The following is a 23938-nucleotide window of genomic DNA, read 5'->3' on the forward strand; positions in this document are numbered from 1 at the left end:
GGTAAATTTTAATTAAAAAATAGCATTAAATAAGTAGCCGGTTAATAAAATCCCAAAACCAACAATTCCTACAAAGGTTGCCAGGAGCTTAGGCTTTAAAACTTTGCGTAAAATAATCATTTCCGGAAGACTTAGTGCCGTTACCGACATCATAAAGGCTAAAACTGTACCTAAGGCAACTCCTTTTTCAAAAAGGACTTTTACAATAGGGATTACCCCGGCGGCGTTGGAATAAAGGGGGATACCAAGTACTACTGCAAAGGGTACTGCCCAAAGCTGACCACGACCTGCGTATTTAACAAAAAAGTCGGTAGGTACATATCCGTGCATAAAGCCGCCAATGGCAATGGCAATCAAAACATACGGCCAGACTTTTTTAAGAATGTCTTTGGTAGCAAATTTGGCAAACTCCACTCTTTGGGCAAAATTCATACCCTGAGTAGATGCAGCCTGCTCACCCATTTTAATCTGGTAAACGTAATCTTCCACCCAGTGTTCTAACTTAAGTTTTCCAATGATTATACCTGAAATTATGGCAATTACTAAGCCGGAAGCAACGTAAATTAATGCCACTTTAACTCCAAACATTCCTAAAAGCATGACCAAAGCTACTTCATTGACCATTGGGGCTGAAACAAGATAGGAAAAGGTAACTCCTAAAGGTACACCTGCTTCGACAAAACCGATAAACAGGGGAACGGCGGAGCAGGAGCAAAAAGGCGTAACGGTACCAAACAAGGCAGCAAGAATATTACCCAAAAAACCAAACCTGCCGCTTAAGACTTTCCGTGTTTTTTCCGGGGTGATGTACGAGCGAAGGTAGGAAACGACGAAAATAATTACAGCAAGTAAAAGAAAAATCTTTATGGTATCGTAAATAAAAAAGTGTACTGCTTCGCCCAGCGCGCTTCCTTTTTCAAGACCAAAAAGCCGGTAGGTTACAAGATCAGCAAAGGAATTAAGCATTAAAATCCTCTCCCTTTAAAAGGTTTTCGCTTTCTTTTTTGGTTTCTTCAATGACGATATCTTTTAATAAATCCACCAGTTCGACAAATTTGGGGTTGGTAAGACGGTAATGAACGTTTAATCCTACCCGGCGGGAGCTAACGATTCCCGCTCGCTTTAAAACCGCCAAGTGCTGGGAAATATTGGACTGCTCTAAGGAAAATTCTTCAATAAATTCGCAGACGCAGCGCTCGCGGTCTTTTAGGTAATAAATAACCTTTAATCGGGTAGGATGGGCCAGAGCTTTAAAAATTTCGGCAAGTTCCGCCAGCAAAAAGTCCATATTTAACCTCCTATTCACTATATTAGAATTTTCTAATATAATAATAAACTAAAAAACATGCGAAATCAAGTACAAACTTTTAGTTTTTGCTGAAGGGATTACCGGCAGTGGCGTTGAATGGTATAATGGGATGGGAAAAATATCGAGTAGATGGAGGATATCGATGGAGAAGCTGTTAGCTACTTTAAACCCAGCTCAAAGAGAAGCGGTTACCCATACCCATGGGCCACTTTTAGTTTTGGCCGGAGCGGGAACGGGAAAAACCAGAGTTTTAACCTTCCGTATCGCTCACTTGCTTTATCGGAAAATGGCCTACCCCCATGAAATTTTAGCCATAACTTTTACCAATAAAGCGGCCCGCGAAATGAAAGAACGGGTAGAAAGGTTAATCTCGGGAAGTGCCCGGGAAATCTGGATTTCTACTTTTCATTCTTTTGCGTTAAGAATATTACGGAATGATATTGAAAAACTTGGTTTTAGCCGGGATTTTACCGTTTATGATGAGGAAGACCAATTGCAGGTAATAAAAGAGTGTTTAAAAGAGCTAAATATTGACGATAAACGGTTTGCTCCCAAAGCTATTGCCTACCATATTTCCTCGGCCAAGGACAAGCTTATTTCTCCCCGGCAGTATAGAGACGATGCCGATGACTTATTTAAAGAAAAAGTGGCGATAATTTATAATATGTACCAGGAAAAGCTTAATAAAAATAATGCCCTTGACTTTGATGATTTACTTTATTATGCGGTAAGACTATTTGAAAATTATCCTCGCGTTCTTGAATACTACCAGCGGCGATTTAAATATATTCTGGTGGATGAGTATCAGGATACAAGCCATGCCCAGTACCGGCTGGTAAATCTTTTAGCGCAAAAACACCGCAATCTCTGTGTGGTGGGAGATCCCGACCAGAGCATTTACTCTTGGCGGGGAGCGGATATTACCAATATCTTAAATTTTGAACGGGACTATCCGGAAGCAAAAGTGGTGATCTTAAAAGAAAATTACCGCTCCACCCAGAAAATCCTCGATGCGGCTAATGCGGTAATTGCCAAAAACCGGATGCGCAAGGAAAAAGAGCTTTTTTCTACCAAAGAATCCGGTCATCCGGTTTACTTTTATCCTGCAGTGGATGAAAAGGACGAAGCGGCGTTTGTGGCTTTAACCATCGAATCTTTGGTGAAAAGCGGCGAGTATAATTTCAATGACATAGCTCTTTTGTATCGAACCCATGCTTTATCCCGGAACTTTGAAGAAGCGTTTATGCAAAGAGGCATTCCGTACGTGATTTTTGGTAGCAGACGCTTTTATGATCGCAAGGAGATAAAAGACATTATTGCTTATTTACGGATAGTAGCCAATCCTTATGATAAAGTGGCTTTAAAAAGAATCATTAATGAACCCAAGCGAGGAATCGGTGAGGCGAGTTTTGCCAAAGTTGAAGCTTATGCCGACGAAACTGGACTACCCATAGGGTTATTGCTTTTAAGGGATGAAGCTTTGGCTTTGGTTTCCGGAAAAACCAGGAAAGCTTTAAAGGAATTTGGCGAAATGCTCCTCTGGTTTCGGGAATTAAAGGACAGGGTAAGTGTTACCAAACTTACCGAAGAAATTTTGGAGCGTTCCGGGTATCTACCGGCGTTAAAAGCGGAAGATACCATGGAAGCAAGGGCGAGAATTGAAAACTTAAACGAGTTTTTGACTGTAACCCAGGCTTTTGAACGGGAGAGCGAAGATAAGTCTTTAGAGGCGTTTTTAGGTACCATATCCCTGTTAACCGATGCGGATACTGAAGAAGGTGGCGAAAACCGGGTGCGGATGATGACCCTCCATGCCGCCAAAGGTCTGGAGTTTCCGGTGGTTTTTCTGGTGGGTTTAGAGGAAGGGATATTTCCTCACAGCCGGGCCATTTTCAGTATTGACCCCCAGGAATTAGAAGAAGAAAGAAGGCTTTGCTATGTAGGCATTACCCGGGCGCAAAAGAGGCTTTATCTTACCCGGGCCTGGCGGCGGACGGTTTACGGACGGACCGACTTTAACGAGCCTTCCCGCTTTTTAGATGAAATACCTGAAGAATTAATTGAAAGTTTATTAGAAACAGTTTCCGGAGGTAATCCAGTTGACAAAACTCTTTCTCCGGGGGGAGAAAAGCAAAAGGGGGCTTTTTCTCCGGGAGATAGGGTAAGCCATAAAAAGTTTGGAGTGGGAACGGTGCTGGAAGTTAAACCCAAAGAGGGAGATGTAATTATAAAAGTGAGATTTGAAGGTGGTGAAGTAAAAGAACTTCTGGGAAGTTTTGCTCCTCTGGTAAAAGTCTAAGGAGGTGGATGAATGGATAAGGAAGCTGTCAAAAAGCGTATCGAAGAACTTAGGGCCCTTCTTCATTATCACAACTACCGGTATTATGTTTTGGACCAGCCGGAAATAAGCGATGCCGAATATGACCGGATGCTCCGGGAGTTAATTTCTTTGGAGCAGCAGTATCCCGAGTTTATCACTCCCGATTCTCCATCCCAGCGGGTGGGAGGGGAAGTTGCCAAAGAATTTCGGGAAGTGGCTCATTTAAAACCGATGTACAGTCTTGATAACGCCTTTGGACCGGAGGATTTAAAGGAATTTGACCGGAGGGTCCGGTCACTGTTACCCGGGCAGGAGGTAGAGTATGAGGTAGAGTTAAAAATCGACGGTCTGGCTATATCTTTGGTGTATGAAAACGGAGTTTTGGTGCGAGGAGCCACCCGGGGTAACGGTACCACGGGGGAAGATATTACGGCTAACGTTAAAACCATTAAAGCTATACCTCTAAAATTACGAAACCCCATACCCCTTTTAGAAGTTCGGGGCGAAGCGTACATGCCCAAGGAATCTTTTGCCCGCTTAAATGAGCAGCGGGAAGAGCGGGGGGAGCCCTTATTTGCCAATCCCCGGAATGCAGCAGCAGGGTCGTTACGGCAGCTTGACCCCAAAGTTACCGCTGAACGGGACTTAAGTGCTTTTATGTATGCTATTGGGGAAGTTCAGGGATACGAGCCCAAAACCCAGGCGGAATTAATGGAGTGGCTTTCGGAGCTTGGGTTTAAAGTAAATCCTTACCGGGAAGTATTTAACAATATTGATGACGTTATTAATTACTGCCAGAGCTGGCACGAAAAGAGGTTTTCCCTGCCCTATGTTATTGATGGTTTGGTAATTAAAGTAAATAGTCTTGCCCAGCAGGAAGCTTTGGGGTTTACCGCAAAGTCTCCCCGGTGGGCGATTGCTTATAAGTTTCCAGCGGAAATTGCCGAGACCCGGTTAAAAGATATTATCGTACGGGTTGGCCGTACCGGGGTTTTAACACCGACGGCTATTTTTGAACCGGTAAGCCTGGCTGGCACTACCGTGACGCGAGCATCGCTCCATAACGAAGATTACATCCGGGAAAAGGATATTCGGATTGGCGATATCATTAGGGTGCAAAAAGCTGGCGAAATAATTCCGGAAGTAGTGGAAGTAGTGAAGGAAAAGAGGACCGGTGCTGAGAAGGAGTTTGTCATGCCTGATACTTGTCCGGTCTGCCAGGGGAAAGCGGTAAGACTTCCCGGGGAAGCAGCCTGGCGGTGTACCAATGCTTCCTGTCCTGCTCAGTTAAAAGAAGGCATCGTGCATTTTGCGTCAAGAGGAGCTATGAATATTGAAGGCCTGGGACCGGCGGTGGCCGAGCTCTTATTGGAAGCTGGCTTAATTCATAATTATGCCGACCTTTACTACTTATCTGCCGAAGAGGTTGCCAGGCTTCCGCGGATGGGGAAAAAATCGGCCGAAAACCTGATTAATGCTATTGAAAAAAGTAAGCAAAACAGTTTAGAACGGCTTATTTACGGCCTTGGAATTCGGCTTGTAGGGGAAAAAGCTGCGCGGGATTTGGCAGTTCATTTTAAGGAGCTTGACAAGTTAATTGCCGCCGGGGAAGAGGAGATCATGGCGATTCCTTCTGTGGGGCCCAAAATGGCGGCTTCAATTAAGGCGTTTTTTGCCCAAAAGGAAAATTTAGAACTTATCGAAAAGTTAAAAGCAGCAGGAGTAAACACTAAGTACCTGGCCGAGGTGCGGGATAACCGCTTAGAAGGATTAACTTTTGTCTTAACCGGAACCCTTTCATCCTTCACCCGCAAAGAAGCGGAGCAACTCATTTTAAGTCTCGGCGGAAAAGTAAGTTCTTCCGTTTCGAAAAAAACCAGTTATGTAGTGGTTGGCGAAGACCCGGGCAGTAAATTAACCAAAGCCAAAGAGCTGGGTATTCCAATTTTAACCGAAGAGGAGTTTCGCCAGATGGTGATGAGCTAAGATTTTCACTATTTTCTTGCCAATGTTTGTTAAATTTTTGTATAATGGCAAAAGGATATTTTTTAAAGGGGGAACTGTTATGACAATTTCCTTAAAAGATGTTGAACATGTGGCAATGCTTGCCCGGTTAAAATTAAGTGACGAAGAAAAGGAAATGTATACAAAACAGTTGAATGATATTTTAAAATATGCCGAGCAGTTGCAGGAGCTTGATACCGAAAACGTTAAACCCACCGCCCACGTGCTGCCCATCAAAAATGTTTTTCGGGAAGATAAAGTTCATCAGCATTTAGATCCCGAAAAAGCCCTGGCCAATGCTCCGGAACGGGAAGAAAACTTCTTTAAGGTGCCGAAAATTATTTAAAGGAGGGTACGGTTTTGGAACTATATTACTTAAGTGCAAAAGAAATAACAGAAAAAATAAAGGCTAAAGAGATATCGGCGGTAGAGGTGGCAAAAGCTACATTTGACCGGATAGAAGCGGTAGAGCCCAAAATTCAAGCTTATGTGACGGTAACCCGGGAGCTGGGACTTAAAATGGCCCGGGAAGTCGATGAAAAAATTGCCCGGGGAGAAGACCCGGGGCCGCTGGCGGGGGTACCGGTGGCCATCAAAGATAACATGTCTACCGCCGGGATTAGAACTACTTGTTCGTCCAAAATCCTGGAAAACTACATACCGCCGTATGACGCCACTGTGGTGGAAAAGTTAAAGGAAGCTGGGGCGGTGTTTACCGGTAAAACCAATTTGGACGAGTTTGCCATGGGTTCCTCTACCGAAAATTCCCGCTTTTTCCCCACCAGAAATCCCTGGGACTTAGAACGGGTGCCCGGTGGTTCTTCCGGTGGGTCGGCGGCGAGTGTGGCTGCTGGAGAAGCGGTAGTGGCTCTGGGTTCCGATACCGGGGGTTCCATCCGCCAGCCTGCTGCTTTTTGCGGAATAGTGGGCTTGAAACCTACATACGGGGCGGTAAGCCGGTATGGTTTGGTGGCTTTTGCCAGCTCCTTGGATCAAATCGGACCTTTTGCCCGGACGGTGGAAGATGCGGCCCTTTTATTAAATGTGATTGCCGGTCACGACCCGAAAGATTCAACCTCTGCCGATATTGAATATCCTGATTACTTAAGCTTTTTAAATCAGGACATTAAGGGCCTGAAAATTGGGCTGCCGAAGGAATATTTTATTGACGGTATTGATGCTGGAGTGAAAAAGGCGATTGACGATGCGATAAAGGTTTTGGAAAGTTTAGGAGCAGTCTTTGAAGAGGTATCGTTACCTCATACCAAATATTCTCTTCCGGTGTACTATCTGATTGCTCCGGCGGAAGCTTCTTCCAACCTAGCCCGGTATGACGGAGTCCGTTACGGCTACCGGGATTTTGAAGCCGAAGATGTGGTAGAAATGTTCTCCCGGACCCGGGCGGAAGGTTTTGGGGCTGAGGTAAAAAGACGGATCATGCTTGGTACCTATGCTTTAAGTGCAGGTTATTATGATGCTTATTACCTAAAGGCGCTGAAAGTAAGGACCCTTATTAAAGAAGATTTTGACCGGGCTTTTACCAAAGTAGATCTCCTTTTAACCCCAACCACTCCAACCCCGGCGTTTAAGTTTGGAGAAAAAACGTCCGACCCGGTTTCGATGTATCTTTCGGACATCTTCACCATGGCCGTAAACTTGGCCGGCCTTCCCGGGATTTCGGTTCCGGCTGGTTTTGACGGTCATCTGCCGGTATCGTTCCAGTTAATTGGCAAGCCTTTTGATGAAGGAACCTTACTGAAAGTTGCCCATGCCTTTGAGCAAAATACCGAATTTCATAAGGCACGGCCCAAGCTTTAGGAGGTGTATTATGCGCGAATACGAAGCGGTTATTGGGTTAGAAGTTCATGTGGAGTTAAAAACCAATACTAAAATCTTTTGCAATTGTTCTACCGAGTTTGGCGGCGATCCGAACTCGCACGTTTGTCCGGTGTGCTTGGGGCTTCCCGGGGTTTTGCCCGTTTTAAATAAAAAAGTGGTGGATTACGCGATTAAAGCAGCGCTGGCGTTAAACTGCGAAGTGGCCGAATACTGCAAATTTGACCGGAAAAATTACTACTACCCCGACTTACCCAAGAATTATCAGATATCCCAGTACGATTTGCCGTTAGCGAAAAACGGTTATTTAGAAATTGAGGTCGATGGGCAGGTAAAAAGAATTGGCATTACCCGGATTCACATGGAAGAAGATGCGGGAAAACTGGTACACCAGGGAAACCTTGCGGTAACACCTTACTCTTTAGTTGACTACAATCGAACCGGAGTGCCGCTGATTGAAATAGTTTCGGCGCCGGATATCCGTACTCCCGAGGAAGCAAGACTTTACTTGGAAAAACTTAAAGCAATTATCCAGTATACCGGAATTTCCGACTGCCGGATGGAGGAAGGAAGTCTCAGGTGTGATGCGAACGTTTCCGTTCGTCCCAAAGGCCAGAAAGAGTTCGGAACCAAAACGGAAATAAAAAATATGAACTCTTTTAAAGCTCTGCAAAAAGCTTTGGAATACGAAATTGCCCGGCAAATTGAGATTTTAGAGGAAGGCGGGCGAATCATCCAGGAAACCCGGATGTGGGATGAGAGCCGTCAGGTAACCCTTTCCATGCGCAGCAAAGAGGAAGCCCACGATTACCGTTATTTCCCCGAGCCGGATTTACCGCCGGTGGTCATTGACCGGGAGTGGTTAGAAGAGATAAGGGCTACATTGCCGGAACTTCCAGATGCTCGCAAGAAACGGTTTGTGGAACAGTATGGCTTAACTCCCTACGATGCCCATGTCCTGACCTTAACCCGGGAACTGGCGGATTACTACGAGGAAGCGGCGAAGGGTTACAGTAATCCAAAAGCAGTAGCTAACTGGGTCATAAATGAGCTTTTACGTTTACTAAATGCTGCAGGAAAAGAAATTACCGAATGTCCCATAAAACCTGAACAAATTACCAAGATGCTGGAACTTTTAGATAAGGGCACAATTTCCGGTAAAATTGCCAAAACGGTGTTTGAAGAGATGTTTTCATCCGGTAAAGACCCGGAGGTAATCGTCAAAGAAAAAGGACTGGTGCAAATTACCGATTTGGGTGAATTGGAAGCGGTGGTGGATAAAGTAATTGCAGCAAATCCCAAAGCGGTGGAAGATTACAAGAACGGAAAGGAAAAGGCATTAGGCTTCTTAGTTGGTCAGATTATGAAAGAAACCCGCGGACGGGCTAATCCTGAAGCGGTAAACCAGCTCTTACGGGACAAATTAGCAAAGCTATAATATAAAGACCGCTGTCTTACCGGCAGCGGCTTTTTTTTGATTTTCTACTGACCACGGACCACCTACCACTTACCACTGTTTAAGTATACAGTATAAAAACTTTGAAAATCTTTTAACAATTTTGGGGGTATGTTATCATTAAAAAATAGATTAAGCTACAAAGTGGGAGGGTGAAATAACGTGAAATTAAAAGATAAACCAATTTATATCGTTGATACGACCCTAAGAGATGGAGAACAAACCGCAGGAGTAGTTTTTGCAAATAAGGAAAAAATTCGAATTGCCCAGATGCTGGATGAACTTGGTGTTGACCAGATTGAGGCCGGTATTCCCACGATGGGTGGCGATGAAAAAGAGGCAATTACCGCCATCTGTAAACTTGGACTAAAAGCCAGTATCATGGGCTGGAACCGTCCGGTAATTAAAGATATTGAAGAGTCGCTGCGCTGCGGGGTAGATGCGGTTGCTATATCTATTTCTACCTCGGATATCCATATTGAACATAAACTCCGGGCCTCCCGGGAATGGGTTATTGAAAATATGGTTAAAGCCTGCGAGTTTGCTAAAAAAGAAGGTTTGTACGTTTCGGTGAACGCTGAGGATGCCAGCCGCTCCGACATGGAATTTTTAGTGCAGTTTGGTTTGGCGGCGAAACAAGCGGGAGCCGACCGTTTAAGATATTGCGATACCGTGGGTATCCTTGATCCCTTTACTACTTATGAAAGGGTCAAGGAATTGCGGGAAAGAGTAGGTATTGAAATTGAAATGCATACCCACAACGACTTTGGCATGGCCACGGCCAATGCTTTAGCCGGGGTTAAAGCCGGAGCTAAGTTTGTAGGGGTTACGGTTATTGGCCTTGGAGAGCGGGCCGGAAACGCTGCTTTAGAAGAAGTGGTAATGGCCTTAAAACATATTTACGGTATCGATCTTGGCTTTAAGACCGAGCTTTTCCGGGAAGTTGCTCTTTATGTTTCCAAGGCTTCCGGCCGGGAACTTCCCGCCTGGAAAGCTATTGTGGGTTCCAACATGTTTGCCCACGAATCGGGAATCCATGCCGATGGAGCGTTAAAGAATCCTAAAACCTACGAGGCTTTCCAGCCCGAAGAAGTGGGTCTGGAGCGACAAATTGTTATCGGTAAGCACTCCGGTTCGGCAGCGTTAAAAGCGAAATTTGCCGAGTACGGAATTCACTTAACCGATGAACAGGCAGCAGAGCTTCTACCCCATGTCCGGGCCCATGCGGTGGAATTAAAACGGTCTTTGTTTGATAAAGAGCTTGTTTTAATCTACGAAGAACATTTCGGAAAGCGGGGAATGTAGCTTTGGGAAAAACAATCATTGAAAAAATCCTTTCGCAAAAAAGCGGCGTTGATGCTTATGCGGGCCAAATTGTGGTGGCCGATGTGGATTACGTTATGGGGCAGGACGGAACGGCTCCCCTGGCAATAAAATCCTTTAAAGAAATGGGCGGGAAAAAAGTTTTTGATCCGGAAAAAGTGGTTTTTGTGATAGACCACAGCGCTCCCAGCCCCAATGAAGGGGTTTCGCGGCTTCACAAATTGATGCGGGAGTTTCGGGACGAGCACGGAATTGATTTCCACGATATTGGCGATGGAGTCTGCCACCAGGTAGTGCCGGAAAGCGGTAAAGTAGGTCCCGGCTCTCTGGTAGTAGGTGCCGATTCCCATACCTGCACTTACGGGGCGTTAAATGCCTTTGCTACCGGTGTAGGATCTACCGATCTGGCAGCGGCGATTATTTCCGGGAAGCTCTGGTTTAAAGTTCCCGAAACGATAAAATTTGTGTTAAAGGGTAAACTTCCCAAAGGAGTATTTGCCAAGGATTTAATTTTGTATTTAATCGGGGATGTAACCGCCGATGGAGCAACCTATATGGCCGCGGAATACACCGGGGAAGCTATTTCGGACCTTTCCATGGATGGTCGCTTTACCATTGCCAATATGGCTATTGAAATGGGAGCAAAAGCCGGATTGATGGAAGCCGATGAAAAAACTTTTGCTTTTGTAAAAGAACACGGCGGTAAGGATTTTACACCGGTCTTTGCCGATCCGGATGCGGTTTATGCTAAAGTTTTGGAATATGACGTATCGGAGTTGGAACCGATGGTGGCCAAGCCGCATACCGTTGATAACACCGCCAGAGTTACCGAGGTGGCCGGTACTCCGATTCACCAGGCGGTACTGGGAACCTGTACAAACGGACGGCTTGAAGATTTACGGATTGCAGCCAAAATCCTTGAGGGCAGAAAAATCCATCCCAGAACCCGCCTGATTGTGGCGCCGGCTTCCCGCAAAATTTTCCTAAAAGCCATGGAAGAAGGACTTATTAAAATTTTTGTGGAAGCCGGGGCTGCCGTAGTTACACCGGGCTGTGGTCCTTGTGTGGGTACCCATAACGGTATACCTTCAGACGGAGAAAATGTTATTTCAACTGCCAACCGGAATTTCAAAGGCCGGATGGGTAACAGTAATGCCTTTATCTATTTAGCTTCACCGGCCACAGTTGCTGCTTCGGCTATTGCCGGTGAGATTGCGGACCCGAGACCTTATTTTTAAGGATGGTGGAGTAAAAAATGATTTTAAGGGGTAAATGCCATAAATTTGGCAATGACGTCAATACCGATTATATAATTTCCGGTAAATATAAGTTTAAAACACTGGATATGAACGAGCTGGCCAGACACGTGATGGAAGATTTAGACCCGGATTTTTACAACAAAATAACCCCCGGTGATTTTATCGTTGCCGGCAGTAACTTTGGCTGCGGTTCATCCCGGGAACAAGCACCGCTGGCCATTAAATACGCTAAAATTGGTGCTGTGATTGCTAAGTCCTTTGCCCGGATTTTTTACCGAAATGCAATTAATACCGGTCTTCCGGTAATTGAGTGTGATACCGATAAAATAAATGCCGGCGATGAACTGGAAGTAGATTTGTCTAAAGGGATTATTAGAAACCTGACTACCGGCGAGGATATACCGATTAAGCCATTGCCGGAGGTAATGATCAAGATTTTAAATGACGGCGGGTTAATTGAACATTTTAAAAAATACGGCACATTTAACTTTTAAGGAGGTTCATGATGGCGCATAGAGTTACATTGATTCCCGGAGACGGAATTGGTCCAGAAATTGTTGAAGCAGCCCGGCGGGTAATTGATGCCAGCGGAGCGAATATTGAATGGGAAGTGGTGGAAGCCGGAGAAAAGGTAATGGCCGAGTACGGTACTCCGTTGCCCGAGTATGTTTTGGAATCTATCAAAAAAAATAAAGTTGCTTTAAAAGGCCCGATGACCACACCTATCGGCACGGGATTTCGCAGCGTTAATGTTGCCTTAAGAAAAGCCCTGGATTTATATGCCAATGTCCGGCCGGCAAAATCTTTACCGGGTGTGGTTACCCGTTATGAAAATATTGATTTAATTACGGTCCGGGAAAATACCGAAGACTTATATGCCGGAGTTGAGCATATGGTAGGTGATGATGCGGCGGAAAGCATCAAAATTATTACCCGGAAAGCTTCCCAAAGGATTGTCCGGTTTGCTTTCGAACTGGCCCGCAAAGAGGGGCGAAAAAAGGTTACCGCCGTTCATAAAGCCAATATCATGAAGTATACCGATGGCTTATTTTTAGCGGTGGCCCGGGAAGTGGCCGCGGAGTATCCCGATATTGAGTTTGAGGATATGATTGTTGACGCTATGGCCATGAAGTTGGTTCAAACTCCGGAAAAATTTGATGTGATGGTGATGCCCAATCTTTACGGTGATATTTTGTCGGACCTCTGCGCGGGTTTGGTAGGTGGCCTTGGAGTGGCACCGGGAGCCAATATCGGTGACGAATATGCAGTTTTTGAGCCGGTGCACGGAAGTGCCCCAAAGCATGCCGGCCAAAACCGGGTAAACCCCCTGGCGGAGATTTTATCGGGGGTGATGATGTTAAAACACCTGGGAGAAATGGATGCTGCCGCCAAAATCGAGCGGGCTTTAACCAAGGTTCTTCCCAATAAGGACATGGTTACCTATGATTTAGGCGGGACTGCAAAAACTTCAGAAATGGCCGATTATATTATAAAACATTTATAAAAGCCTCCAGTTTTGGAGGTTTTTATTTTTTTCACCAGCGGGAAATGCTAAAATAGAGATGAAAAACAGGAGGGGTTTGATGCTGGAAATTCGCTGGAAGTTAAAACATGTGGTTTTAATATTAATATTAACTTTAGTTTTGGTAAATGGGATGAATTTACTGTTGGGAGCGCTTCCTCTTCCCGGCCTTAAAAGTTTTGGGGCCAAGGTTATCTTTTTGACTTTTTTTCAGGATATACTGCTATTGGCTTTGGTGTTGTGGGTGGTGGAAAAAAACCGAGGTCACCTATCTGACCTGGGGCTTACGGTAAAAAATTGGGGTAAAGCCTTTAAATGGGGAGTGTTTGGAGGTTTTTTAATTTTAATTGCCGTGGTGGTGGTGGGAGCCTTTAGTTTTAAAATTTTAAAGGTTAATCCTCCACCGCAGACCTTTGAAAAACTCTTAACCCTGGCTAAAACTCCCACGGAGAAAAACCTGCTGGTATTCTTGGGAGTTTTTCTTGGCCCTTTTGCCGAAGAACTTTTTTTTCGCGGTTTTAGCTATCCTGTCTTAAAAAAATACATGGGTGTGGTTGGAGGGATAGCAGTATCTTCCTTACTTTTTGGAGCGATGCATTTTGATCCTTACCGGTTTTTACCACTTTCTTTGGGGGGAGCAATACTGGCGTATCTTTACGAAAAGACCGGCACGATATTAAGCCCCTTTGTGGCTCATGCCACCTGGAATGGAATTATGACCTGGTTTGTAATGGGGAAAATGTTTTTTTTCTAAGAAAAAATTTAAGACTCACGGTAAAAAGTCAAGGACCAAGAAATGGAAATTAGAAAAGTAGGGGCTAAAAAAGGCAATAATAACCCTCTCCAACTATATGGTAATAGTTGGAAAATAGCAGAGAAGAGAAAAGGTTTTATTCAAGAACTATTTCATCACCGTCCCTTTGTAGATTTGGCCTTTGCTCAGCAGGGCAAAGACCAGCCTTACTAATTTGCGGGCAGTTAGAACCAGCGCTCGCTTATGTTGATGCTTGGTAACTTCGTGATACTTGCTCTGGTAGTAGGCCTTATACTCCTCGTTGTGCACCCGCAACGAGTTGGCGGCCTGGACCAGGTAGTAACGCAGGTACCGGTTGCCACTTTTTGTCAGGCGGCGTTCTTCGGCGTCAAAATCACCTGATTGGTAGCGGGTCCAGGTAAGGCCGGCATATTGAGCCAGAGCGGCTTGATCTTTGAAACGTTTGATATCGCCAATTTCGGCTATAATACCAGCAGCCGAGATGGGACCGAGGCCTTTTACGCTGGTCAGAGTTTGAGGTATGGCTTCTAACTCCCGGCAAATGACTTTATCCAGTTGTTTAAGCTGCCTTTTGAGGTGGTCAATATTCTGCAGAGTAAGAGAAAGAGCCACCTCACAAGCTGCGAGCATTTTAGGATTAAGGCGGTAGGCGCGGCGGGCAGCCTGTTTGAGGGCCTTAGCCATATTCTCAGGTGAGGCTAATTTGTTGTTACCATGGGACTGGATGAACTCTGCCAGCTCTTCCAATGGCATTTCTATAAGTTCATCTGGTGTAAATTCCTGTAATACCGCCAGGGAGGCCTTACCGAAAGTTTGACTAAAAGGCTTGTCCTGGTGATAATTAGAAAACTTAAGGAAGAGGAGATTTAAGGCTCGGTTCTGCTCGGCCGTCACCATTTCCACGAGGTGTAGGCGCAGGCGGGTGAGCTGGCGCAAAGGTTCAGTCACTATAGTTTCCCGGCTACAAGGGGTAAGATGGCCGAAGCGCACCCGTTCTGCGATAACGTAAGCATCGAGGGCATCTGTTTTAGGGCGCTTGGTACCGAAGGCCTTCTTAAAACTGGCCACCATGACGGGGTTTATTTCATAGACCTTGGTGGAGTATGGCTTAAGCTTTGGGGAGTCCAGGAGGAACTGACGGAGATGGACGCTGTAGATAGAGGTGGCCTCCAACCCTATATGAAGTTGCTGGATGTTAAACTTATGGGCGAGACCATCCAGCACCTCAACCATAGCAGAAGCGCCTTCGAGGCTGTTAGGAAAAGACTTAACTGGGGCGAGCTGTTGCCCTTGCTCATCGAGACACACCAAGTCGCATTTAAGAGCGCTGACATCAATGCCTGCAAAAACGACCCGGGCCAAAGGGTATCCCTCCTTGGGCTGGCCCAAATTAGGGGCGTGCCCTGCGGGTACGTCGCGTAACAACCTCGCGGGGCGATGAGAGCGTGGCAGGACAGCCGGGGGTGCACCTCTGGCCTGCTGAATCCAGAAGCCGGCTGGCCTGTTGGCTCAGCTCACGCGTAAGAAACATGCGCCGCACCGCAAGGGTCTCACTCTTACATGAGTAGTCACCGGGTTTACTCGGGCTACAGGAGGTATTTAAGAGTGACCCCGGACCAACCTATTTTAATCTTCGCAAAGGCACGCCAAGTTATCAAGAACCCTTAACCTAATTTTTCGGCTCGGGTTCTATGGTAATTTAAATTATACGAGGGAGGTTAAATAGTGAATAGCGAACGGTTAATGGAGAAATTTAATGAATATAAGAAGGCTGTTGTAAGACTTAAAGAAGCGTTGGAAGAAGATTTAACAAATCCTTTAGTTTATGATGGCGTAATTCAGCGTTTTGAGTTTACCTATGAACTGGCTTGGAAGTTGATGAAGGCCTATCTTGAGTATGAGGGGTATGCAACTGTAAACTCGCCGCGAGCAGCCTTTAAAGAAGCTTTTGCCTATGGACTTATTTTTGATGGGGATGTCTGGATTGATATGATCGATGCTCGAAATCTTACTGTGCACTCTTATGACGAGCAAATGGCCAAAGAAATCTATGATAAAGTTAAAAAAAGGTATTATGACGCTTTTGCAGCATTTGCTAAGAAGATGGCGGAGGTGCTTAAATGAATTTCGGTTTACCTGAACATATTTTAAACGCTTTAATCAAAGAGTTGCAAAAAAGGGAAAATGTAATTAGAGCGGTCATTTTTGGATCCCGCGCCCGGGGGGATTATAAGTATAATTCTGATATAGACCTTGCGGTTTACTGCGAGGGCAGGATGCCATCGGGGTTATGGTCAGACTTAGATGAGGCAGCGGGTATTTACAAGATTGATGTTATAGATATGAATAGCCCGTTAGATGAAAAGTTTCGGCAGAGGATTGAGGAGCAGGGTATAGAGATTTACCGGAGAGAATAGAAAGTTTAATTCAGGAGGATTTATGGAAGAAATTTTAGAAATAATTGACCTTACCGAAGAAGGACTGGGTGTTGGGAAAAAAGAAAAGCGGGTTTACTTTGTTTCGGGGGATGTCACCGTTGGTGATGTGGTCAAAGTAAAAGTTACCAGCGAAAAAAGAGGCGTTATTCTGGGAGAGGCTCTGGAAATTTTAACTAATTCTCCTTACCGGGATGTTCCCAGGTGTCCCCATTTTGGTTACTGCGGAGGTTGCAGTTTACAAAACCTTGATTACGAGCAGCAGTTAGTACTTAAAAAAACAAAAGTTTATAATATTATGAAAAAAATAGGCCGGATAGATGCTCCTATCAACTCCGTTCTACCTAATTTTGCTTTTTACCGCTACCGTCAAAAAGTGCATTTCACTTTTGGAAGTAGCCAGAATAAACTGGCTATAGGTTATTTTGACCGAAAAAATAACTGGTTTCCTGTAACCGATTGTCTGATTGCCGATAAAAGCTTAGTTGAGGTGGCTCATTATGTTACTGAAATATTAGATGCTTTTAAGCTTAAAGCTTACTTTAACGATGCTGGAGTGCTACGGCATTTGGTGGTTCGTAAGTCATCAACTACCGGTGAAATCCAGGTAGTGATAACAGCCGTAAAATTAAATTTTAACGTAAAAGAAATTGCTGCGAAAATTCTTTTAAACCCTGAAATCCAGTCGCTAACTTTTCATGAAAACCCCAAAAAAACCAGGGAAGTCTTTGGTAAAGGGACAGCCGTTACTTTTGGTACCCGGTATATTACCGAAGAACTATTAGGGATTAGCTATAGGCTAACTCCTCTTTCCTTTTTTCAAATAAATCCGGTGCAGGCGGAAAAGATATACCGCATTGCCTTAGATTATCTTGATTTGGGAAAAACCGATATGGTTTTTGACGGCTATTCGGGAGTGGGATCCCTGACCTTACCGGCTGCCCGAATTGCCGCAAGCGTTGTAGGAGTGGAAGAAATTAGGGATGCGGTAGAGGTGGCCAAGACCAATGCTAAACTAAACGGTATAGCGAATGTTAATTTTTTTGCCGGAAAAGTGGAAGAAAAACTTCCCTGGCTTTTAAAGAAAGGGTATCGTTTTAATAAAATTATCCTGGATCCTCCCCGGGAGGGAGTAAAAAAAGAGGTTTTAGAGGAGATAATAAAGCTCAATCCGGAACGGATTGTTTATGTTTCATGCAATCCTGCAACCCAGGCCCGGGATTTAAAGATTCTGGCGGAAACCGGCTATTACCCGGTGGAAATAACACCGGTGGACATGTTTTCCCAGACGATGCACGTGGAGAACGTGGTATTGCTCAAGAAAAAATAACCCCTAAGGCCTTGCCGAGCAAGGCCTTAGGGGTCTTACTTTTCAAAAGCTGCCAAAGAAGTGACTAGGGTTGAGTTTGCTTTGGTGAAGTAAGTAATCCTTAAGACTTCGTTGATCTGCTCATCGGTTACACCCATTTGTCTCAAGGTGTTGGCAATAGCCTTTACCCCATCCTTTGCGCCAACAGCGGCATCCACGGCCAGGGAAATCATCCACTTGGTTTTTGCGTCCAGGCTGCTTTCCCCGTACACCAGGTCCTGTAGGTCTTTCATCAGTTTGTAAAATTTTTCGTCTCTTGCCTTGATGGCTTCGATAAACGGCAGTGTATTCATAATCACCCCCCTTTCTAAAAGCTGCCTCGGTTGGCCCGGATGATATTACTGGCCATTTGCTGTAACAGCCTTTTAATTATTGCCTTTTCTTTCGGGGACATGCCCTCCAGGAGAATTTCCTGCACCTCTTTCACAATAGCCTCCAGCTGTGGCCTTATGGCTTTCCCCTTCTTTGTAAGAAAAATCCTGAAGGAACGTTTGTCCTGCTCATCCGGTCTTCTTTCCACATAACCGGCAGTTTCCAGCTTTTTAATAGCCCGGACAGTGGCTGCCTTATCCACCAACAACCGGTCGCTTAAAGCCTGCTGGGACTGGCCATCCTTAAAGTATAAGGAAAAAAGGTAGGCATACTGGCCGGCGCCGATGTGCAGTGGCTCCATTTTCTTAGCCATATAGGAAATCATGTTGCGCCAGGTAAATGATATATACTTGCCGACGTTATCATTTAAATCAATCATGTACTTCACCCCGGCCTAATTTTACATTATAGTCTTTTACTACATAGAGGATAAAATACGCCAAGGGCACGAAAAGAATGATTGTGCTAATAAAATACATGGTTGCGATGGAAGTCCGGTTAGCCAGCCAACCCAAAAGGATAGACCCTATGCCGATTCCCAGGTCCACCGCCGAAAAATAGGTCGAATTAGCTACTCCGCGGCGCTGGGGTTTGACCATGTTGATAACCATAGTCTGAATGCTGGGCCAGACCATCCCGTTGCCTGCCCCGATTATTACTGCGGATGTCAAAAAACCGGTTAATCCTTTACTTAAGGAAAGAAGGAGAAATCCGGCTGCGGTGCATAAGAAGCCTACGGTTATTACGGGAGCTGGCCCCCGGCGGTCCAATAGCTTTCCGGAGGTAGGTCTAACCAGACTTAAAGCGGCAGCGTAGGCGAGAAAAAAGGTACCGCCGTTTTTGATGCCGATTTCTTTACTGAAAAGGGTGATAAAGGATACTATCCCGCCGTACACCAAGGCCGAAAAAAACATCACCATCGAAACCGGTAAAACCTTTTTTTCAATAAAGGCATCCAAGGATATAGGGCGTTTTGTCAAGGGCAGTTTTGGGTAACGGATAAAATTAGCGATAATCAAAGCCAAAACAACCAGGCCCGAAGCTGTAAAAAACAGTCGACCGTATTGATTTGCTTCCCCCATCAATTGCAGACCGATGAGCGGGCCAACGGCCATGGCCAGGGTCATGGTTAGTCCGAAGTAGCCGATCCCTTCGCCCCGGCGCTGCGGTGGCAGGATATCAGCCGCGATGGTACTCCCACCGACGGTGGTCACCCCCCAGCAAAAACCGTGAAGCAGTCGGAGCATTAAGAGAAAAAAGAGATTGGTTGCAAAATAATAGCTTCCCATAAAGAGGGCGAAAAGTGCCAATGCCCAAAGGAAGACCTTCCTCCGGCCCACGGAGTCCAGGGCATATCCGCCCAAAGGCCTTATCGCCACGGCAGATAATGTATACACTCCCGTAACTAAACCTACCTGACTTTCATTGGCTCCTATAACTTTTGTCGCATAGACCGGCATAGTGGGAAGTAGAAAATAAAAGCCTGCAGCCATAAGGAAGTTTACTATCCATAGCAGCGTAAAATCCTTTGACCAGATTGTTTCCTGGTGTTCTGCCATGTTCTTAGTCCCCTTTTAATTTAGTTGACTTATCAACTAATTATATAATAAAACATATCGGATTAAATGTCAATAGCGGATTTAAATTGACCCATTTTCAGCGGTTTTAAATTGACCCACCCTGGCTTTTTTTAAAATTAAGCTTTGACATGTGGATTACCGTAGAGACCGGTTTTTAACCTGTCTTTTAGGCGGTAGCTGTTGCCCCTTATGTTGATTATATGGGCATGGTGTAATAGCCTATCCAACACTGCAGTGGCAAGCACCGGGTCTCCCATGAGCTCCCCCCATTCCCCAAAGCTTTTGTTGCTGGTGAGGATGATGCTCCCCTTTTCATACCGGGCACTAATTAGCTGGAAAAAGAGGTTTGAGCCAAGGCCATCTAAAGGGAGATAGCCCACTTCGTCGATAATAAGGAGCTTGGGCCTAAGGTAGATCCTCATTCGCCTTTCCAACCGGCTTTCTTTATGGGCTGTTTTTAGGTCTTCAATGAGCCTGGAAAGGCTCGTAAAGTAAACTGATATGCCCTGGGATAGGGCTTCTATAGCAAGGGCTACGGCAAGGTGCGTCTTCCCTACTCCAGGCGGCCCAAGGAATATTACGTTTTCTGCCCGGTGGACAAAGGCCATTGTGGCAAGCTCTCTTATCAGTTTTTCATCGATACTGGGCTGGAAGGTAAAGTCAAATTCCTTCAGGGTCTTTTTATACGGAAGCCGGGCAAGTTTTGACCTTACCTCGACATTTCGCCTTTGCCTTTCGGCAAGTTCAGTTTCAAGCAGATCATTTAAGAAATCAAGATATGTGCGGTTTTCCCGCTGGGCCCTTTCCAGGAGGGCGTCAAGAAAAGCTGCTGCGCTTAAAAGCCCAAGTTCTTCAAGGTGGGACCGAGCTTTTTCAAGGTCTATCATACTGTGCCTACCTCCAGGAGGCTTTCGTAAACCCCCAGAGGACGCTTCTCAACTTCCAGGGAAGATAACTTGATCGCCTTCGGCCTGGGATAAAACATGCCCTCCGCTTCTTTTAGACCCTTATACTGGTCTTTGAGAAAAACGGTGCTCCTTGAACGGTAATGCTTTTCGTGGACAGCTATCACCTTCCCATCATAGAGGATTTCGATTTTACCGTTTTTGTCCCTTACAACCACCTCTTTTCCGCTATACTGCCAGGGAACGCCATATCTTACGCCGTCGAAACTCAAAAAGCCGTCTTTGTGAACTTTCCTTGCTTCTTCCAGGAATTTTTGGTATTTATCAAGGGCAGGCAGGGGTTTGAGGTTTTCCTTCTTCAGACGGTCAATAGGCCTTTCCCCGGTAGTACCGTGTATTCTCCTGTTTTTCTTTTCGCACCACACTATTGCCTGGCGGTTTAAATCACCGTAGTCTACGAACTTCCTACCCGGCAGGAAGTTGTTTTTGACAAAATCTATGCCGCTTTCTACCTTGCCTTTTGTTTGGGGGCGCCGTGCCCTGCACACTTTAGAAATAAATCCAAGGGTCGCCGCAAGGTCTTCAAAGGTAGGGTTCCATATGGGCTTTTTGTTTTCACCGGTGCCCAGTATTACGGTTTTCATTCTATCGGTAAGAACTATATCGGTTACTCCGCCGAAGTATTCAAACCCGTGGATCAAGCAGCGGATGAAGGTACGGACGTCGCAGCGGTTTGTGAATTCCACGTATATGGCTCTGGAGTAGCCCAGCACCATGACGAAGACGTAAAGCTTACGTATTTCACCGGTTTCCTCGTCAATGTAGGTGTATTCGCCCCAGTCGACCTGGGCTTGCTGGCCAGGCTTGGTTTCATAGCGGCATACGGCAGGGACCTGTTTTGGAGGTCTAAATTGTCTTACATAGTCCCTTAAAATAGTGCGACCTCCGGTGTAGCCTTCTTCCTTGATTCTTTCATAAATGACTTCGCAATTGAATATCCCCAGATTCATGAGCTCTTGAATAGTATCTTTGTAGGGGTCAAGCTTTGAACCTCTTTTGGGACGGGGCTTCCTTTCAGGAATGCCCTCTGCTCTGAGGTATTTTCTTACCGTATTTCTGGAATGCCCTGTTTCTCGTGCGATTGCACGAATACTCTTGCCTCTTGCTTGTAATTCATGTAACATGATAATAGATCCACTCCCTAGCATTTATTTCCCTCCGATCCTTTGCAGTGGTATCAGAGGGATATTTCGCCAGGGGGTGGGTCATTTCCTTTTCGTTGTTCCTGGGTCAATTATATACCGGCGGTGACAGATTAAATATCAACTTAACTTTTGCAGTTCGATTTTGGAAATAAAGCCTTAACATAAAACATGGTTGTGGTGCAGGAAAGAACTGAGCTCAATATAAATTTTAGGCTTTAAGTGTTATAATATTTTTATGATAAAAGATGCACATCAAGAGGAGTGGAGATGATGGAATATCGAAAAATTGGTAAAAGCGGACTTAAAGTCAGCCGTCTTGGTTTTGGAGGGATTCCTATTCAAAGGGTGGAACTTCGGGATGTACGGCCGGTTTTGGATGTCTTAAAAGAGGGGGGAGTTAATTTTATTGACTCTGCCCGGGCTTATACGGTAAGTGAAGGTTTTATCGGTGAGGCGATAAAGCACGACCGCAAAGATTGGATAGTGGCAACGAAGTCAATGGCCAGAACTTATTCCGAAATGGCCAGGGATATTGATATTTCGCTTGCTGAACTTCAAACCGATTATATTGATATTTATCAGCTTCATAATATCAAAAGTGAGGAAGAGATGGACAAGGTTTTAGCACCCGGTGGGGCTTTGGAAGCTTTGGTGGAGGCCAAAAAAGCGGGAAAAATTCGGGCTATTGGGGTTACCACCCATAATAAAGATTTATTAAAAAAGCTTTTAGCGGCTTTTAAGTTTGAAACGATGATGTTACCGTTAAATTTGGTGGAAACCGATAAAGAAGATGCGTTTATTCATGCGCAAGAATTAGGGGTTGGCACCATTGCTATGAAGCCTTTAGCCGGGGGCTTTTTTGGTGAAAACCGGGAGTTTCCGGCGGATGTGGCTCTTTATTATTTAAAAAACTTTTCTGCCGTTGATGTTGTTCTGGTTGGGATGGCGGATGTAAACGAAGCCCGGCAAAACCTTGACATATTTAATTCGGAAGTGGATTTAGCGGCGAAGATGGAAGCTTTAAAAGAAAAAGCTTCCTTTGCTGCCCGGGAGTTTTGTCGCCGCTGTGGCTACTGCCAGCCCTGTCCGGTGGGGATTGGCATTCCTACAATTTTTGTGTTAGAAACTTATTACGACCGCTACGGCCTTCCTGGCTGGGCAAAGGAACGCTACAAAAATCTAACGGTTAAAGCCGATGCCTGTCAGGAGTGTGGCCTTTGCGAAGCACGCTGTCCTTATGGACTTCCTATTAGACGGAAACTTAAAGAAGTTCACCGGAAGCTTTCTTTAAAGTAATTAGGGCTTCTTTAAAATCTCGAGGAAGAGGAGCGTATAAACTAATCGTTTTCTTTGTTATGGGGTGCGGGAAGGAAATATAGTAAAGGTGCAATGCCTGGCGCTCAATAAGGTCCATTTTGCCCCCATATAAATCGTCTCCTGCTAACGGGTGACCTATTGCAGCAAAATGAGCCCGGATTTGGTGGGTTCTTCCGGTTAAAAGTTCTACTTTTAAAAGGGTGTGGGTAGGGAAAGCCTTTACTGTTTGATATTTGGTACAGGCGGGCTGGCCACCGGGAACTACAGCCCTTTTAATAATGCTTCCTTCTAAAAGCCCCAGGGGAAGGTTAATGATTCCACTTTTATCGGCCAGGGGGCCTTCAATTAAAGCCAGATAAATCTTGTTAATTTGCCTTTTTCGTAAGGAATTGTTTAACATTTCGGCGATGAGACTAAACTTGGCAATTAACATTGGACCGGAAGTATTCCGGTCCAGGCGATAGATTGGATAAAAGCCCTCAAAAATCCTACCTTTATCCCGATAATAAGAAAGGGTAAGCTCCTGCATTGAGGGTGCAAAATGATTTTTTACCGGATGGGCTAAAACCCCTGCCGGTTTATCAATTACAATAAGGTAATCGTCTTCATATAGAACTTTTACCGGTGCGTTTTGGCTTTGAACCGCAGGGGGTAAGGTGTGGGGAAGTTTTATTACAACTTCTCCGGGAGTGGTAAGATGAGAATTTAACGGGACCGGTCTGTTATTAAAAAATACTGCATTTTGAAGTTTTAACTTTCGTAACTGCCGTTTACTTAAACCGTGGCTTTTTAAAAACTGAAAAACTGTTTTTCCAATATACTCCTGGTTTACCGGCAAGCTTATTTCCATAACAACCCCTCGTTGAAGCATAATTTTTCTTTTTATTTTTCCGGCTGAAAATTTAGTTGTCAAGCTTGAAAGTTAACAAATAGATGTTGTAGAATAAAGTA

At 45.1% G+C, this 23938-nt stretch carries 23 protein-coding genes; 14 read left to right on the forward strand and 9 right to left on the reverse strand.

What is annotated here, in order from left to right; translation table 11 throughout:
• Positions 1-12: 12 nt before the first annotated feature.
• A complete protein-coding gene (locus CHY_RS05080) occupies positions 13-966 on the reverse strand; it encodes a permease (RefSeq protein ID WP_011344019.1) in 954 nt (317 codons plus the stop codon).
• A complete protein-coding gene (locus CHY_RS05085; protein ID WP_011344020.1) occupies positions 959-1288 on the reverse strand; it encodes an ArsR/SmtB family transcription factor in 330 nt (109 codons plus the stop codon). Before CHY_RS05085 ends, CHY_RS05080 begins: the two co-directional genes overlap by 8 nt.
• Before the next feature lie 163 nt (positions 1289-1451).
• Here CHY_RS05085 and pcrA point away from each other — a divergent pair, with 163 nt between their 5' ends.
• The 10 genes from pcrA (at position 1452) to CHY_RS12715 (ending at position 13783) form a co-directional block, all read left to right on the forward strand.
• Positions 1452-3608 (forward strand): DNA helicase PcrA, encoded by a 2157-nt coding sequence (gene pcrA / locus CHY_RS05090; protein ID WP_011344021.1) that lies wholly within the window; start codon positions 1452-1454, stop codon positions 3606-3608.
• Positions 3609-3620: 12 nt separating this feature from the next.
• Entirely contained in the window at positions 3621-5615 is a 1995-nt protein-coding gene (gene ligA / locus CHY_RS05095; protein WP_011344022.1) for an NAD-dependent DNA ligase LigA, read from the forward strand.
• A gap of 79 nt (positions 5616-5694) precedes the next feature.
• Positions 5695-5979 carry an Asp-tRNA(Asn)/Glu-tRNA(Gln) amidotransferase subunit GatC gene (gatC, locus tag CHY_RS05100; protein WP_011344023.1) on the forward strand — a complete coding sequence of 95 codons (285 nt, stop codon included), beginning with the start codon at positions 5695-5697 and terminating at the stop codon, positions 5977-5979.
• 14 nt (positions 5980-5993) lie between these two features.
• Positions 5994-7451, forward strand: a complete 1458-nt coding sequence (gatA, locus tag CHY_RS05105) for an Asp-tRNA(Asn)/Glu-tRNA(Gln) amidotransferase subunit GatA (protein ID WP_011344024.1) — start codon at positions 5994-5996, stop codon at positions 7449-7451.
• A gap of 10 nt (positions 7452-7461) precedes the next feature.
• Complete coding sequence (gene gatB, locus CHY_RS05110; RefSeq protein ID WP_011344025.1) at positions 7462-8907, forward strand: Asp-tRNA(Asn)/Glu-tRNA(Gln) amidotransferase subunit GatB; 1446 nt, start codon at positions 7462-7464, stop codon at positions 8905-8907.
• Between the two features lie 180 nt (positions 8908-9087).
• Positions 9088-10230 (forward strand): homocitrate synthase, encoded by a 1143-nt coding sequence (gene nifV / locus CHY_RS05115; RefSeq protein ID WP_011344026.1) that lies wholly within the window; start codon positions 9088-9090, stop codon positions 10228-10230.
• 2 nt (positions 10231-10232) lie between these two features.
• The gene (locus CHY_RS05120; protein WP_011344027.1) at positions 10233-11486 is read left to right on the forward strand and encodes a 3-isopropylmalate dehydratase large subunit; all 1254 of its coding nucleotides are present in this window, start codon (positions 10233-10235) and stop codon (positions 11484-11486) included.
• A 17-nt stretch (positions 11487-11503) separates the two neighbouring features.
• On the forward strand, positions 11504-12001 hold the full coding sequence (locus CHY_RS05125; protein WP_011344028.1) for a 3-isopropylmalate dehydratase small subunit: 498 nt from the start codon (positions 11504-11506) through the stop codon (positions 11999-12001).
• 11 nt (positions 12002-12012) lie between these two features.
• A complete protein-coding gene (locus tag CHY_RS05130) occupies positions 12013-13011 on the forward strand; it encodes an isocitrate/isopropylmalate dehydrogenase family protein (RefSeq protein ID WP_011344029.1) in 999 nt (332 codons plus the stop codon).
• Positions 13012-13090: 79 nt separating this feature from the next.
• The gene (locus tag CHY_RS12715; RefSeq protein WP_011344030.1) at positions 13091-13783 is read left to right on the forward strand and encodes a CPBP family intramembrane glutamic endopeptidase; all 693 of its coding nucleotides are present in this window, start codon (positions 13091-13093) and stop codon (positions 13781-13783) included.
• Positions 13784-13930: 147 nt separating this feature from the next.
• On the opposite strand, the gene CHY_RS05140 is transcribed toward CHY_RS12715, so the two are convergent.
• Positions 13931-15166 (reverse strand): IS110-like element ISChy1 family transposase, encoded by a 1236-nt coding sequence (locus CHY_RS05140; protein ID WP_011343704.1) that lies wholly within the window; start codon positions 15164-15166, stop codon positions 13931-13933.
• Positions 15167-15529: 363 nt separating this feature from the next.
• Between CHY_RS05140 and CHY_RS05145 the strand changes: the two genes are divergently transcribed.
• The 3 genes from CHY_RS05145 to rlmD are packed head-to-tail and all read left to right on the forward strand — an operon-like array spanning position 15530 to position 17569.
• Positions 15530-15928, forward strand: a complete 399-nt coding sequence (locus CHY_RS05145; RefSeq protein WP_011344032.1) for a nucleotidyltransferase substrate binding protein — start codon at positions 15530-15532, stop codon at positions 15926-15928.
• On the forward strand, positions 15925-16221 hold the full coding sequence (locus tag CHY_RS05150; protein ID WP_011344033.1) for a nucleotidyltransferase family protein: 297 nt from the start codon (positions 15925-15927) through the stop codon (positions 16219-16221). The genes CHY_RS05145 and CHY_RS05150 overlap by 4 nt, the downstream gene beginning before the upstream one ends.
• 22 nt (positions 16222-16243) lie before the next feature.
• Entirely contained in the window at positions 16244-17569 is a 1326-nt protein-coding gene (gene rlmD, locus CHY_RS05155; protein WP_011344034.1) for a 23S rRNA (uracil(1939)-C(5))-methyltransferase RlmD, read from the forward strand.
• Positions 17570-17604: 35 nt separating this feature from the next.
• Here rlmD and CHY_RS05160 read toward each other — a convergent pair whose 3' ends face one another.
• The 5 genes from CHY_RS05160 to istA all read right to left on the reverse strand — a co-directional run bounded on the left by CHY_RS05160 (position 17605) and on the right by istA (position 21673).
• Positions 17605-17901 (reverse strand): carboxymuconolactone decarboxylase family protein, encoded by a 297-nt coding sequence (locus CHY_RS05160; RefSeq protein WP_011344035.1) that lies wholly within the window; start codon positions 17899-17901, stop codon positions 17605-17607.
• 14 nt (positions 17902-17915) lie between these two features.
• The gene (locus tag CHY_RS05165; RefSeq protein WP_011344036.1) at positions 17916-18359 is read right to left on the reverse strand and encodes a MarR family winged helix-turn-helix transcriptional regulator; all 444 of its coding nucleotides are present in this window, start codon (positions 18357-18359) and stop codon (positions 17916-17918) included.
• On the reverse strand, positions 18352-19539 hold the full coding sequence (locus tag CHY_RS05170; protein ID WP_011344037.1) for an MFS transporter: 1188 nt from the start codon (positions 19537-19539) through the stop codon (positions 18352-18354). Before CHY_RS05170 ends, CHY_RS05165 begins: the two co-directional genes overlap by 8 nt.
• 137 nt (positions 19540-19676) lie before the next feature.
• The gene (istB, locus tag CHY_RS05175; protein WP_011344038.1) at positions 19677-20447 is read right to left on the reverse strand and encodes an IS21-like element ISChy4 family helper ATPase IstB; all 771 of its coding nucleotides are present in this window, start codon (positions 20445-20447) and stop codon (positions 19677-19679) included.
• On the reverse strand, positions 20444-21673 hold the full coding sequence (gene istA / locus CHY_RS05180; RefSeq protein WP_011344039.1) for an IS21-like element ISChy4 family transposase: 1230 nt from the start codon (positions 21671-21673) through the stop codon (positions 20444-20446). The genes istB and istA overlap by 4 nt, the downstream gene beginning before the upstream one ends.
• 264 nt (positions 21674-21937) lie before the next feature.
• On the opposite strand from istA, the gene CHY_RS05185 reads away from it, so the two are divergent.
• Entirely contained in the window at positions 21938-22966 is a 1029-nt protein-coding gene (locus CHY_RS05185; protein WP_083757275.1) for an aldo/keto reductase, read from the forward strand.
• Here CHY_RS05185 and CHY_RS05190 read toward each other — a convergent pair.
• On the reverse strand, positions 22932-23837 hold the full coding sequence (locus CHY_RS05190; RefSeq protein WP_011344041.1) for an RluA family pseudouridine synthase: 906 nt from the start codon (positions 23835-23837) through the stop codon (positions 22932-22934). The two genes, CHY_RS05185 and CHY_RS05190, sit on opposite strands and share 35 nt — an antisense overlap.
• Positions 23838-23938: the final 101 nt, after the last annotated feature.

This window comes from Carboxydothermus hydrogenoformans Z-2901, assembly GCF_000012865.1.
Classification (GTDB): Bacteria; Bacillota; Z-2901; order Carboxydothermales; family Carboxydothermaceae; genus Carboxydothermus; species Carboxydothermus hydrogenoformans.